Consider the following 14,234-nt stretch of genomic DNA (forward strand, 5'->3'; position numbering starts at 1 on the left):
CTCATAACTCGCGCTTATTTGATGATCGAAAAATCATCAAGGCCGCAAAAGACGCCATTGCAGATTATCAAAAGGCACAACCCTTTAAGGCGAAATATAACGAGCTTACGTGGAGTCATCCACCAATTATCTTTATTCGTTTCGAGGAAGATATGTGTCAGGTTTCAATCGACTGTTCAGGAGAGAGGCTTGATAAGAGAGGACATAAGATCTTTACTGCCAAGGCCCCAATGCGAGAGTCTCTTGGAGCAGCTCTTATTCGATTCATTAATAGCAATGAAGAAAAAGGTTATACCCTACTTGATCCAATGGCCGGCTCGGGAACGATCTTAAGCGAGTATCTCTTCCAAGACCAGGTGAATTCTAAGCGTCATTATAATTTTGAGAACTTTCCTCTTTTTAGGAAACAGGCTGCGCAAAAGGTAAATATTTTAAACGATGAAATTCAGCGCAAGGCCCTGGCCAATGATATAGATCGCGATAATATTAAGGCCATCAAAGAAAACCTTGAGGGATTTGATCTTGAAGTGACTCATGGTGATTTTTTTAAAATGGAAGAGCTTTCAGAAAATAACTTAGTTATTGTCTGTAATCTTCCATACGGTAAGAGAATAAAGACGCAAAAAAATATTCATGAATTTGTAAATGACTTCTATGCAAAGGCACAAAAGCTTGGAGCAAAGAGTGCCTATGCTGTGATGCCAGAGACCTTTATTATCGACAAGAAGTTTAAGGCAATGAGATCACAGCGAATCAATAATGGTGGAATCTGGGTACAATTCGTTAAGGTCAGCTACAACTAATTCTTATAGGCCATGGTCTTAACACTAACACCACTAACATGTGGAATCAGCACTAACTCACCTGTCTTAGCAGAGTCTGCCTCCCTACCATTCGTATGTGTAATCTTATGAACTTTCGTTGTTTTAACTTTTCCGTCTGGTGTATTTAAGCGAAGTTCATCTCCTACTTTAAGAGCAAACTCCTCACCGCGCATTCCCTTAATAAGAATGGCCATATGAGACTTCTTCACAACATCAACAACTTCACCTAAGAAGCCTTCATCTTGGCGTTGGGTACGCTTATTCTTAAGCTTCTTAAATAGGACATCAGATTTATTTACGTGAAAGAATCCGCGTGTCGTTGAGTTACCAAATTGATCTTTCACTTCCTTGGCCTTCGACTTATCGAAAGAATTAATAAGTGAAACAACATCATTTAAGAGATTATTATTTTCTAGATGGCGAGCATCAACTCTAAGATCATTAACACCACAATCTTTTAATTCATCGATATACTCTAAAAGAAATTGGTCTTTTGTATTAAACATAAATGTTCCGTGTTGATTTTCAACAATCGGAAATCCTTTATGAGGAGACTCTTCACTTGAACCACTAACTTCAAGGTAGTTATCTTCTAAGCTTTCATCAGAATACAAAGGAGACACAAGGTTTCGTGGTGTATAGAAAAGTAAAATTCGTCCAAAGACGAGTAATTCTGTTTCAACGCCCCACGAGTGAATCTCTTGGCAAAATTCTTTAATCACACTACTTGAGAGTTCAATTGAAAGAACAATCTTTCTTAGACGATCACCAATAAGGTTCTTCCAAACCTTAATTGAGTTAAGATTATGGTGTCCACCAGTATCTAAAAGAAGATCGATCTTTAGATCAGGATATTCGTTTAAACAAAAATTAATAGCACCAGGATCTCTTAAGCGAATACTCTTAAAACCAAGGTCTGCATATTTTTGAAATTGTTGCTTATACATTGCAAAACGAGTTTCCGTCATAAGAATATCCCACTCTAAAGAATAGGAAATTGCTTCTGACTTCAATAACTCAATGGCCTTGGCCATCTCTTCAATAGAGAGTTTTCCAATTTGAGAAAATAAGCGAGTTGCTAAGATGACTTCACTTACTAAAGACTTATTAGCAATAATATTAGGAAGATCATTAAGGTTATTTAAGTAAGTTGTCGTCTTCATTAACTTACAACCTTTGCACGAACAAGGTTATTCACCTCAACTCCTGCAACGTAAGGAATTTTAAAAAGTGCTCCAGGACGTGTACGCTCAAAATTCTCTCCAGCAAGATTAGAGATATGATCAATCTTTACATCCACGTGAGCGTTTGAAAAAGGCATGATCTCAAGAGACTCTCCTAGTTCAAATGCACTTCTTACATCAACAACGATAAACTCATTGTCCACAACTTGCGCAACCTTTCCAATCGCACGATATGTCTTATCTTCATGCTCACGATCATTATAAATCGAAGTTTCATCGGCCTCTTCAACAAGAGATGCCTGTGTGTAAGCACGGTGAGTAACTTTTGTAAGCTCATCTTCCCACTTAAGCAGATCATCGCTTAGAAAGTTTCCATGCTCTTTATAATAGGCAAGGGCCTGTGAGTAGACCATTGAAATAGTTCCCGCATACATTGGAGACTTCATACGTCCTTCAACTTTTAAGGAGTCAATTCCTGCATCAATAAAGTCCTGAAGAAGTCTGATTCCCTCAAGGTCCTTAGAGCTCATAAAGTAGCTATTAAGCTCCTTCTTTCCATCATCAATTTTATATTCAAAACGACAGCTGTGAGCACATCCACCGCGATTTGAGTCACGCCCTTGTGTATAGTTGGAAATCACACAATTTCCAGAGTAGGCCATACACATTGAACCATGAACAAACATCTCGATCTCGACGCCGGCCTCTTCTTTGATTTTCTTAGCATCAGCAATGGCAACCTCGCGCCCAAGGACGATACGAGTAACACCTAGCTTCTTCCAAAGTTTTGCACTTTCAACATTAAGACAACTTGCCTGAGTTGAAAGGTGTATCTCTAGACTTGTATTCTCAGCTATATAATTGATCACACCAGGATCTGAAACAATAACTGCATCAATTCCCACATCATCAAGTTCTTTAATAAAGTCTAAAAGGCCATCAAAATCCTTATCGTGAAAGAATGAATTTAAGACGACATAGACAAGAGCACCTCGCTCATGAGCAAACTCAACCCCTTCACGTATTTCATCAATAGTGAAGTTATCGGCCGCTTGGCGAAGTCCATATTTTTGACCACCAAGATATACGGCATTGGCACCGTAACTAATGGCCACTTTCAATTTTTCTAGGCTACCTGCCGGAGCTAAAAGCTCAGGTACCCATCTGGTGTTTTTTGCATCTTTCATAAGGTCTTCTATGTACCAGAAATTACGTATATAATAAAGTCATAGGGAAATCTTGATTAGTTTTTATGAAAAAAATATTTAACACTATATTTTATTTGGCCTGTGCGTTCATTATCACAATTTTGGGGCTTCTAAGTTACCATTATCACAAGGCCCCTCTGCGAGAAACTCCAGCACCATATGTCATGGCACCAGAAACCTATGGGCCTGATGAAGTTGCCTCAAATGCCGACGTACTAATTGTCGGAGATGAAATGGGTGTATCAATCAGTCCATTTATCAATGACATCACAACTCAACTCTCAAAAAAGTTGGCCAGACCACTTTCTATTTACAATATTTCTTCTAAGGGCGACTCCCTTTATCGCACCATTCAAAGAGTGGCGGCGCTAAAGAAAGTTCCTAAGATTCTTATTCTTGCAACTGGCTATTCAGAGTTACAAGAAGATATTTATCCAAAGAAGAAAGAGGCCATTAAACTTAATAATCAGAATTTTAAACTCTTTAAAAATCTCTACATCCAAAGTTTGATTAAGCTTCATCCAAATCTGTCACGTTTAATTTTCTTAAATGAAGATCTTAAGCAGCTAACTTCAGAAATTGAACCACTTGAATTTGATAAATTATCTCCTGAACGCTTTAGAAGTATTTTAGAAAAAGAACTTCTTCTCTATGATATTCGTCTCGAAAAATTCTTTCGAACTCTAAAGGCCAAAGGAGTTAATATCCTTACCGTCATTCCACCAATCAATATGGAGATAAATGACCTTAGAATTTGTGAAGATACAAATGGCCTAGAATTTGAAGAGGCCCTAAAAAAACTCGATACACTTCTTTCTGAATCTAAAACGAAAGAGGCCCATGTACTTGTTCAGTCTCTTGAAAAAAATATTTTGGCCAACACGAAATTTCATCAATTAAAGCAAGAGTTTTTTGAAAAACAGGGTGAGATAACAAAGGCCTACGATCAGGCTTTACAAAAAGTGGCCTTTGCATGTGAGGTCAAGTCTTCGCACCCACTCTTTGTTAAACAGCTTGAAAAGATCTCAACTCATCAAAATGTGGATATCGTAAACTTTAACGAAGTTCTTAAGCAAAATTATACAAGAAACCCTTTATTTATTTCTAATAAAGTTCCACAATCTATCTATTACCCTAAACTTGTCAGTGAGCTAGTAATTAAGCTTAAGCAGATTACCCAACTAAAATAAGAGGCCATATGAGAATTGTTCATAACGAAAATGCTATCATCATTAAACAGGGAGATCAGTCTGATACGATCTATCTGGTTGAAGAGGGAGAACTTCTCGTCTTTGTTGTTGACGGTAATAAAGTTAGTCCTGTTGCGACAGTAGGCCCTGGAGAAATGATTGGTGAGATGGCCTTCTTCGCTGGTACTCACCGCGCGGCCTATGTTATGGCAAAAACGAAGGTCACACTAATGGAAATCGATAGTCAGACAATCAAAGAAGAGCTTCCTGACTGGCTCTTTAAGATGACAAAGAATGTAGTTGATCGTATCCACCACCTCGATAAAGTCATCGCAAAAAGTGGAATAAAAAGAAAGAAGGCCGACACTGTTAGGCCTTTAAGTATCGAAGAGCAAAGAGAGATTCTAGATCTTATAAAATAAAGCTAAGAAGGGCGAATATATGAAAAAGTATAACGGCCTATTCTATTCAAAATGTAGTGTAAATGATGTCTCAGATATACTTGAAACAAACCTTGAAAGCGGACTTACACAAGAAGAAATCACAAGTAGACAAAAACTCTATGGGCCTAATGAACTTTCGGTTAGGCCAAGCACATCTAAAATTACGATTCTTATAAGACAACTAAAGAGCATCATTGTCTTCTTGCTGCTTATTGCGGCCGCCACATCTTTTTCCATTGGCCATATTGTCGAAGGCTTCACAGTTATTGCAGTCCTCGTTGTTAACACTGCACTAGGATTTTTCACAGAACTTAAGGCCGTAAGATCCATGGAAGCACTCAAAAAAATCGGCGTCACAAAATGTGGAGTTATTCGACAAGGACAAATATTTCACCTTAACACAAAAGAGCTGGTACCTGGTGATATCGTCATCTTTGAGGCCGGAGATATTTTAGGGGCCGACCTTAGAGTTGCCCAGGCCAATAATATAAATGTTAACGAATCAATTTTGACAGGTGAATCGGCCCCGGTCGACAAAGTAAGTAAAGCCCTAGAAGAAGACACCATACTAGCTGAGCGAAGCAATATTCTTTTTAAAGGAACATCAATCACAAGAGGTTCAGGAAAAGGAATTGTCATTGCAACGGCCATGGACACAGAGGTTGGTAAAATTGCCAAAGAGGTTCAAGGTGATGCCGTTAATAAAGATGAAACCACCCCTCTTGAAAAACGACTAAATAAGCTTGGTGGCCAGATCGTCTGGTTTTCATTAGCAATTGCTACCCTTATTGCAGTCTCAGGAATAATGGCAGGAAAGGCCCCCGTACTCATGTTAGAGACGGCCATTGCACTTGCTATTGCAACCATTCCAGAAGGCCTTCCTATTGTGGCCACCCTCGCCTTGGCCAAGGGAATGTGGCGCATGGCCGACAACAATGCTCTCATCAACAAATTAGCTGCTGTTGAAACCCTTGGGGCAACTTCAATAATCTTCACCGATAAAACAGGAACTCTCACAGAAAATAAAATGAGCGTTCAGCTCTTTAAAACTATGCACACAGTTTTTCACATGAATAATGTCGAAAAAAATAAAGACGAGAAAGAACTAAGAAGACTCCTCGAAATAGGTATCCTCTGTAATAACTCAGAACTTACTCAAGAAAAGAAGAGTCATAATATTGGCGACCCAATGGAGATTGCTCTACTTAATATTGGGGAAGAGTTCGGCCTTGTTAGAGCAAAGCTTCTAGATCAGCGGCCAGAGGTAAAAGAGGTTCCCTTTGATAGCTCTAACCTAATGATGGCCACCTACCATATGCTAAAAGAAAAGGACGAAGAGGCAATACTTGTGGCCGTAAAGGGTGCACCAGAGGCGATTATAAGTAGCTCTACACTTATACGAAATCAGTCTGAAGATAAGATCTTCAATGAAGAATTAAAAAGTGAATGGATTAAAGAAAATCATACACTAGCAAGTGATGGCCTACGTATCCTCGCCTTGGCCGAGAAAAAAGTAAAAAGTACTGAAGATGGGCCCTACAACGATCTTACTTTTTTAGGACTCGTTGCCCTTCTGGATCCTCCTCGTTCAGATGTAAAAGAAGCAATTTTAAAGTCAAATGAGGCCGGCATTAAAACAATTATGGTTACAGGAGACCAAGAAGGTACGGCCTTAAAAATCGCCAAAGACATAGGCCTTATTGGGCCTGATAATAGCTATTCAATAAATGGAAAGAACTTCGGGCCACAGCAAGACTGGAGTGAAGAGTTGATTAAAAAAATCGATAAGACCCAGGTCTTTAGTCGTGTTGGCCCAATTCAAAAACTTGATTTGATTAAGTACTTTCAATCAAAGAATGCTGTCGTTGCCATGACTGGAGACGGAGTCAACGATGCTCCAGCATTGAAGAATGCAGATATTGGCGTGGCCATGGGCCTAAGAGGAACTCAAATTGCAAAAGAGGCGGCAGACATGGTGCTACAAGATGATCGCTTTAACACCATTATCTTGGCCATCAAGCAAGGACGTATCATCTATAGTAATATTCAGCGCTTTGTGGTCTATCTTCTTTCTTGTAATATTAGTGAGATTCTAATTGTATCAATCGCCTCACTGATGAATATGCCTCTGCCTCTTTTACCATTACAAATTCTATTTTTAAATCTCGTCACAGATGTATTCCCGGCCTTGGCCCTTGGGATGGGTGAAGGAGACGCTAGCTACTTAAAGTCATCTCCCCGTCCACGTAATGAACAAATAATTACAAAGAGGAAGTGGGGCCTAATTTCACTCTACGGTATCATTCTTACAAGCTGCGTACTTTCTGGCTTCCTCTACACACTTAAGACAACTGGTGATGACAAAACAGCATTGACTGTCTCTTTCTTAAGCCTGGCCTTTGGCCAAGTTTTTCATGTTTTCAATATGCGACTTGAGAATTCAAATCTATTTGTAAATGAGATCACAAAGAATATTCATGTCTGGGGAGCAGTATGCCTTTGTACAGTACTGTTACTTGCAACGATCTATATCCCTGCTCTTAGGAATATTCTCAGCTTAAAACTTATCAATCTCGAAAATTGGAAAATTGTGACCTATGCGTCTCTGTCTCCGCTTCTGATCATTCAAGTTTTATCGAAATTTAAATTGGGAATTAGAATATAAGGTGCCATGCTCCTTTGGTTTCGCATGTGCTAAATATTCTATATAAGTAGATAAGGTGAGCTCCTTTGATTTAGCATGTGCGAAACCAAAGGAGCATGGCACCTATACTAGACCTAGATCTTTAACAGTATTTCTTTCTGTGCGAAGTTCTTCAAGAGTTGTATTAAACTTCTCTTGTCCAAAAGCATTGTGCTCTTGGCCTTCAACAACTTTTAGCTCACCGTTTTCAACACGACATGGGAATGAGAAGATAAGACCTTCGTCAACTCCATACTCACCTTTTGAAGCAAGACACATAGAGAATGTCTCACCAGCTGGTGTGTCATGAGTAAGAGCGTATACACCTGCAACACATGCGTTTGCAGCTGAAGCAGCAGAAGAAGCACCACGTGCTTTAATAATTGCTGCACCTCTTTTTTGAACAGTTGAGATAAAATCACCTTGTAGGTATTCTTCATCAGAGATAACTTCTGCAGCAGACTTTCCACCAATCTTTGCATTGTAGAAATCTGGGTATTGAGTTGCTGAGTGGTTACCCCAGATTGTCATATTAGTAACTTCAGTTACATCAACTCCAGCTTTCTGAGCAAGTTGAGTCTTAGCTCTCTTCTCATCAAGAGTTGTCATTGCAAAGAAACGTGACTTATCAAGCCCTGAAGCTTCCATTGCGATATAACAATTCGTATTACATGGGTTACCAACTACGAATAATTTTGAATCTGGTGCTGAGTGTGCTGCCATTGCTTTACCAAGTGGACCAAAGATTCCACCATTAACCTTAAGAAGGTCAGCTCTTTCCATTCCATCTTTTCTTGGAACGGCACCAATTGCAAGAATCCAGTTTGCATCTTTAAATGCTACTTCCATCTTGTCTGTGCAAACAATATTTTTTAATAATGGAAAAGCACAGTCATCTAATTCCATTTTTACACCTTCAAGTGCACCAAGCGCCTGAGGTAGTTCAAGAAGTTGTAGTTCAACTTCTGTATCTGGTCCAAACATTTGACCTGAAGCAATTCTAAAAAGAATCGCGTAACCAATTTGTCCTGCTGCACCTGTAACTGCAACCTTAACTCTTTTAGTCATGTAATTTCCCCTTTTGAAAAAATTAGAGAGTTGTTCTATTGAAATTGGCCAATTTTAACATAGGTGTTAGACAAGTTGTAGCTTTACTTAGCAATATTAGGGGCTATAATTAAATTTAAACGTAATTATGAATTATCAATAAGGGATTACAAATGGAGCAAGGCAACAAGAACGCCTCTAATTCATCGACATCGTCATCTTCAGACAAACCACAAGGCCGTGGTAACAGAAGTCGCTCAAACAACCGCAGACGTCGTAAACGCCCAGCAAACGCAAGTGGTGCCCCTAAGGGACAAGGACAACAGGCCGGACAAGGTAGCAACAAACCTGGCGCTAAAGGCCCACAGTCAAATCAATCTAAACCAAATAAAAAGGCACAAGGTAAGTCTTCAAATCGCAATCGCAGACGCCGTGGACCAAATAAGAATCGCCGTCCAAACCCACAACATCTAAGTGGAGAGGACTTTATCATTGTAAAATACTTCAATTTACTTGAGCAGCATATTATGGCCAGACGCAAGTACTTTGATAACTTTGATCGTGTTGGTGAAAAGCAAAGAGAAAAGCTTGAGCGAAATTATATTGAAACACAAAAAACATTTTTAGCTTTTAAGAGTCGTTTAAAAGAAGAAGACTTAAAAGTTTTTGAAGAAAAATTTGAATCTTTAAAGATGGACTTAACTTATTCAACTAATCATGAATTACCAGTTGGAGAAGTAGATCCAGAAGTTAGTGAAGAAGAAATCGAAGATCCTCATTACCTTCAAACACAGATTGAATCAAGCTATGCAGACGACACTGAAGAGTCTGTTGGTTCTCTAGATGATTACAAGGCCTATAAAGGCGTTTAATTAAATTTATTACCATTCATCCTGAACATAAAAAAAGGGAGCTTTCGCTCCCTCTTTTTTTATCAATATTTTCTAACTAACAACCTTCGAAAAGGTAATCAGATTAGTAAACGAAGTTTGAAGTTGTAGCCGTAGCTTCTGCACCAGTTGTTGCACCAACAACACCTGATCCATCCTTTAGATAATTATCTAAAGTTTCTTCGTGATCTTTAATGATAGCGTCTTTTAATTCAGCTTCATTGATGTCTAAGATTTCACAAACTCTACGTAGCATCTTTAGTGGGATGTTACAAAGAGCACGTTCAACGTTAGAGATGAATTGACCATTCTTGTAACCAAGAAGGTGTGATAATTCTGATTGAGAGTATCCTTTTGGATGTGCTGTTCTCTTTTCTTTAATTAGCTTCGCGATGTGACTAAAACTTCTCATGTATTTCTCCTAAGTATTATATTCAAGCACTTACGATTCGTATCTTAATATATTCTAAAGCAATAAAATATTTTTGTAAACATATTAACAGATTTGTAAGAAAACTTTTTACAATATTTCCGTAATTTTATTGTCGATAGCAGATATTGTTCAATATGATCGATTTAGCTTAACTATCTACCTGAAATCACATTACCGTTATAATACGTCGCTTCAATTAAATCTGTGTATAAGGCCCTGTCTTTGTTAGGCCTCTTAATTAATTTCTTAAGTTTTTCTTCCGTCGTAAGACTTGCGCTCATCTTTTTGCTTCCAAGACTGACAAAATGAAGCTTTTTACCAAGCTCAAAATTACCACTCTCCTGCTCGAGTTTCATCGAAGTAGCACCCGCAAGTGAAGCTCGGTAAAGTCCTTGAGTATAAGAAGTATCGCGATGTCCTCTTTTATGATTCTGCATAACAAATGAATTAATTACATCGAGCATAGAAAGGAAAGGCCCACCACCAATGTCACTTGCTAGGGCCCAGTGAACTTTGAAACGATTAGCTCTCTTATAATCAAAAAGTCCCGAACCTAGTCCCAGCTCTTTAATTGGAGCATTACTTGTTGGACAGTGAGCAATCATCGTCTGTTTTTCACTTAAGAGTTTTAATTCTTTTGGTGAAAGATAAATCCCATGTCCCATAATAGTTTTTGGAGTTAAAAGCCCAACCTTGTCATAAATCTCTGTATAAGTTTTAACTTTTTCAAATCCTTTAATATCTTTATAGATACTAAGAACGAAATCGATTTCATTTTGAGTTTCACTTAAGTGGGTTTGAATGAAAGAGCGATGCTTCTTTGCAGTCTTTGCTCCAGCGGCCATTGTCACAGGATCTGTAGTAATGGCAAAGCGAGGAGTTACAGCGTACTTATCTTTATACTCTTTCGCTAATGCTTCAGTTTGTGCAATTGTTTCCTCTACGCCCATTGTAAGGTACTCAGGCGAGTTCATTGTCATTTGTACGTTACCTAGAACATAGTCACCTTTGAAATTATTAAGTGCTTCAGAAACAGAATGAGAGTGAATTGAGCCATAACAAGCTCCACCAATTGTTCCGTTATTTGCAATTTTATTTGTAAACTCTTTTGCCTTCTTACGTGCAAAAGCAAGTTTTTTGAAATTAGCTTCATATGGCCATGTATAATTTTCTAACCAATGTAGCAGATTGGCCTTTGGCATTTCACAAACGGCGTCTTGTACCCAGTGAAAGTGTGTATCATAGAGGCCAGGAATTACGTATTGGCCACTCTTATCAATAATCTCAACATTCTTCTTACGTGATAAATAAGCTGAAAGTTGTGCTTTAGGCATACGATCGATGATTTTATAATCACCTTTTGTTGTGCGCTTTGCAACAATTGCATAATCTTCTAAAAATTCACATTTTTTATCATTTATAGGATTGAAAAAATGAGCGATAATTACTTTATAAGTAATATTATTTGATGACATGAAATCTCCTTTAATAAGCAGGTCAACATATATGAAGAAGCGTATCATTACAAGTTTTGTAGCACTCTTTACCCTATTTTTAGCATCATTCAGCGCAGTTGCAGCTGATAGCTCAAAAGAAGCTAAAGAGATTAATATCAATTCTATCGTTGCAGTTAATATTGAAGAGGCCATCACACCGGCCACTTTAAATTACCTTCAAAAGGCATTTAAAAGCATTGAAGGCCAAAGTCAGAGTGCCATCTTAATTAAGATAAACACACCAGGAGGCCTGGTTAGTGTCACAAAAGAGATTATGCACTTAATTGCCAATAGTAAGAATCTGGTCATTGGTTGGATTGGACCTAGTTCTGCATCGGCCACGAGTGCCGGTGCCATCATTGCAAGTAGTATCCCTATTCTCTATATGGCCGATGGAACGCGCATCGGTGCGGCCACGCCAATATCAGGAACATCAGATATTAAAGAAGGCGATATGAAAAATAAGATTGTTAATGATCTTGTTGCCCTCGTAAAGTCTCAAGCTTCTGCGACTGGAAAGAATGAGAAGGTCTTCACAAAGATGATAACAGAGGCAAAGAGTTATACAGAGACTGAGGCCTTAAAAGAAAATGTCCATAACGGAATTGTTGATACAATTCAGGGTAAGGGCGGTCTTATTAATACAATTAATAATAAGACATACCTTTCTCATCATAAGTCTTTTAAAGTTAAGATCGCTGATAACTATGTGCTCACAACATTTGAAAAAACTCTGGGTCAGAAACTTTTAAGCTTCTTTGCGTCTCCTGATATGGCCTATATTCTTTTCCTCATAGGCGCGGCCCTAATCTATGTCGAGTTTCAAGCGCCAGGTGGATTTATCGCTGGAAGTATTGGAGCAGTGGCCATCTTAATTGCAGGGATATCTTTTAATGTACTCTCCCTTAACACAGGGGCCTTCCTGCTTATTATTGCGGCCTTTATTCTCTTTATTCTAGAAATTTATATTACAAGCTTTGGGCTTTTAACCCTTGCAGGAGTGGCCAGCTTAATTTTTGGCTCCATGTTTCTTTTTCAAACTGAGGAGTCATACCTACAAATTTCTTCAACTGTTCTCTTTTCTAGTATTGGTGCGATTCTTGCCTTTATTGGTCTGATTGCTTATGTTTTTTATAAGTCTAGAAAAAGAATTTTCTCTGAACCTGAAGATCCGTACACTGGTGTTGAGATTACAGTAACAGATATTGATGGTGATAAAGTCTTTTCTCGCTACAATGGAGAATTGTGGCAACTTACGGCCACTGGCGATATGTCAAAGCTTAAAGTTGGTGATAAGGTAGAGGTCATCAAAAAAGACAACTTAAAACTACAAGTAAAACTATAGAGGTATAAAATGAGTCAAAGAAAATCTTTTCGTCAATTAATGAGTTTAATCTTTTCGATGTGTCAAAACGATCTTCCAACAAAGAGCGATATCGACTGGGCAAGAAGAGAAATTAAAAAGTTTTTTTGGCTTTAAATAATTGAAAATAAGAAGAAAAAACTAAGGGGACGTTGAGGGACGATTGATTTTTGACAAGGAAGAGAGAGAGTTTATTAAAAATCTCCCCTTAGTTTTCTTAAATTAATATTAAACTCTCAGTTTTTTTTAGAGTCAGTTAAATGTAAAGTTTTTGTCAATTCAACGGAGGATATATGATAAATTTTGCGCCTTACTTACCATTTATAATTCTACTATTAATTTTATTGTTCAACACTGTTAAGGTTCTTAAAGAGTACGAACGTGGTGTTATCTTCTTCCTAGGACGCTTCACAGCTGTTCGCGGGCCAGGACTTATTCTACTTATTCCAGGCCTAGAAAAGATGCACAAGGTTGATCTGAGAACAGTGACAATGGATATTCCATCACAAGATATTATCTCTAAAGATAACGTAACATTAAAAGTTAATGGTGTTGTTTACTTTAGAGTAGAAGATCCTGAAAAGTCAGTTGTCGCAGTTGAAAACTATCTGCTAGCGACAGGTCAAATTGCACAAACAACTCTTCGTTCTGTAATTGGTCAATTCGAGCTTGATGAAATTCTATCAATGCGTGAACAGATTAATGCAAGACTACAAGCAATTCTTGATGAGCATACAGAGCCATGGGGAATCAAGGTTTCAACAGTAGAAGTTAAGGCCATTGACCTTCCTATTGAGATGCAAAGAGCAATGGCAAAGCAAGCGGAAGCAGAAAGAGACAAGCGTGCAAAGGTTATTTCTGCACAAGGTGAATTCGATGCGGCCCTTAAGCTTGCAGAAGCGGCAAAGGTCCTTAACGAGTCTCCTAATGCCATCACTCTTCGCTACCTTGATACAATGAAAGAGATCTCAAGTGGAGAAGGAAAGTCGACGACATTCTTCCCATTACCAGTTGATTTCTTAACAAATATCATGGGTAAGGGTAATTAAGAAGATCGATTATGATTTCAAAATACTTTAACTTAATACCATTTGCTGAAAATGATCTTGATCTAAAGGCCTCGGCCGAGATCAAGGTCATTGACGGCCATGTTAATTTTCACTTTTGTTTACAAGGGGATCTCTCTCCTATTTATATACAACGTGACAATGGCAAGATGAATCGAGTTATTGGACTTTGGACTCAGACTTGTTTTGAATTCTTTATTCTCAATAAAACCGATGGTGAGTATTTTGAATTTAACTTTGGAAGTGACTCTAGTTGGAATTGTTTCATCTTTAATTCATATCGATCAGAGTTAACTGAATACTCAGATATTAACATTGATAATATTGTCATTAATTCTGAAGATGAACTCTTCACTCTTAATTGTCGTTTTGAATTAAAGAAGCTTGGCCATAATTTTGAAGACCT

The 14,234-nt window shown here is 38.1% G+C and carries 13 protein-coding genes; 8 read left to right on the plus strand and 5 right to left on the minus strand.

Annotated features, from left to right (window positions below; genetic code table 11):
- The coding region (locus ABMA79_RS12610; protein ID WP_393093052.1) for a hypothetical protein at nt 1–803 on the plus strand (803 nt) is incomplete at its 5' end.
- Here ABMA79_RS12610 and ABMA79_RS12615 read toward each other — a convergent pair.
- Both ABMA79_RS12615 and ABMA79_RS12620 read right to left on the minus strand, forming a co-directional pair.
- The gene (locus ABMA79_RS12615; RefSeq protein WP_393055821.1) at nt 800–1,987 is read right to left on the minus strand and encodes a peptidase U32 family protein; all 1,188 of its coding nucleotides are present in this window, start codon (nt 1,985–1,987) and stop codon (nt 800–802) included. The genes ABMA79_RS12610 and ABMA79_RS12615 overlap by 4 nt on opposite strands.
- On the minus strand, nt 1,987–3,195 hold the full coding sequence (locus tag ABMA79_RS12620) for a U32 family peptidase (protein WP_392860868.1): 1,209 nt from the start codon (nt 3,193–3,195) through the stop codon (nt 1,987–1,989). Before ABMA79_RS12620 ends, ABMA79_RS12615 begins: the two co-directional genes overlap by 1 nt.
- 65 nt (nt 3,196–3,260) lie before the next feature.
- Here ABMA79_RS12620 and ABMA79_RS12625 point away from each other — a divergent pair, with 65 nt between their 5' ends.
- The 3 genes from ABMA79_RS12625 to ABMA79_RS12635 are packed head-to-tail and all read left to right on the plus strand — an operon-like array spanning nt 3,261 to nt 7,514.
- Nucleotides 3,261–4,406 carry a hypothetical protein gene (locus tag ABMA79_RS12625; RefSeq protein WP_392860870.1) on the plus strand — a complete coding sequence of 382 codons (1,146 nt, stop codon included), beginning with the start codon at nt 3,261–3,263 and terminating at the stop codon, nt 4,404–4,406.
- Between the two features lie 8 nt (nt 4,407–4,414).
- Nucleotides 4,415–4,828, plus strand: a complete 414-nt coding sequence (locus ABMA79_RS12630; RefSeq protein WP_392860872.1) for a cyclic nucleotide-binding domain-containing protein — start codon at nt 4,415–4,417, stop codon at nt 4,826–4,828.
- Nucleotides 4,829–4,847: 19 nt separating this feature from the next.
- Nucleotides 4,848–7,514, plus strand: coding sequence for a cation-translocating P-type ATPase (locus tag ABMA79_RS12635; protein ID WP_393093054.1), 2,667 nt, complete (start codon nt 4,848–4,850; stop codon nt 7,512–7,514).
- 102 nt (nt 7,515–7,616) lie between these two features.
- Here ABMA79_RS12635 and ABMA79_RS12640 read toward each other — a convergent pair whose 3' ends face one another.
- A complete protein-coding gene (locus ABMA79_RS12640; protein ID WP_392860876.1) occupies nt 7,617–8,600 on the minus strand; it encodes a malate dehydrogenase in 984 nt (327 codons plus the stop codon).
- A 152-nt stretch (nt 8,601–8,752) separates the two neighbouring features.
- Here ABMA79_RS12640 and ABMA79_RS12645 point away from each other — a divergent pair, with 152 nt between their 5' ends.
- Entirely contained in the window at nt 8,753–9,451 is a 699-nt protein-coding gene (locus tag ABMA79_RS12645; RefSeq protein WP_393093057.1) for a hypothetical protein, read from the plus strand.
- 103 nt (nt 9,452–9,554) lie between these two features.
- On the opposite strand, the gene ABMA79_RS12650 is transcribed toward ABMA79_RS12645, so the two are convergent.
- Both ABMA79_RS12650 and ABMA79_RS12655 read right to left on the minus strand, forming a co-directional pair.
- Nucleotides 9,555–9,881, minus strand: a complete 327-nt coding sequence (locus ABMA79_RS12650; RefSeq protein ID WP_021266982.1) for a helix-turn-helix domain-containing protein — start codon at nt 9,879–9,881, stop codon at nt 9,555–9,557.
- A gap of 173 nt (nt 9,882–10,054) precedes the next feature.
- Nucleotides 10,055–11,377, minus strand: a complete 1,323-nt coding sequence (locus ABMA79_RS12655) for an amidohydrolase family protein (protein ID WP_393093059.1) — start codon at nt 11,375–11,377, stop codon at nt 10,055–10,057.
- Nucleotides 11,378–11,408: 31 nt separating this feature from the next.
- Here ABMA79_RS12655 and ABMA79_RS12660 point away from each other — a divergent pair, with 31 nt between their 5' ends.
- The 3 genes from ABMA79_RS12660 to ABMA79_RS12670 form a co-directional block, all read left to right on the plus strand.
- On the plus strand, nt 11,409–12,743 hold the full coding sequence (locus tag ABMA79_RS12660; protein ID WP_393093062.1) for a nodulation protein NfeD: 1,335 nt from the start codon (nt 11,409–11,411) through the stop codon (nt 12,741–12,743).
- 311 nt (nt 12,744–13,054) lie between these two features.
- Nucleotides 13,055–13,810 (plus strand): slipin family protein, encoded by a 756-nt coding sequence (locus ABMA79_RS12665; RefSeq protein WP_392860883.1) that lies wholly within the window; start codon nt 13,055–13,057, stop codon nt 13,808–13,810.
- Between the two features lie 11 nt (nt 13,811–13,821).
- Nucleotides 13,822–14,234: hypothetical protein (locus ABMA79_RS12670; protein ID WP_393093064.1), on the plus strand; the 413-nt coding region annotated here is incomplete at its 3' end.

The organism is Halobacteriovorax sp. HFRX-2_2, from assembly GCF_043196705.1.
Lineage (GTDB): Bacteria > Bdellovibrionota > Bacteriovoracia > Bacteriovoracales > Bacteriovoracaceae > Halobacteriovorax_A.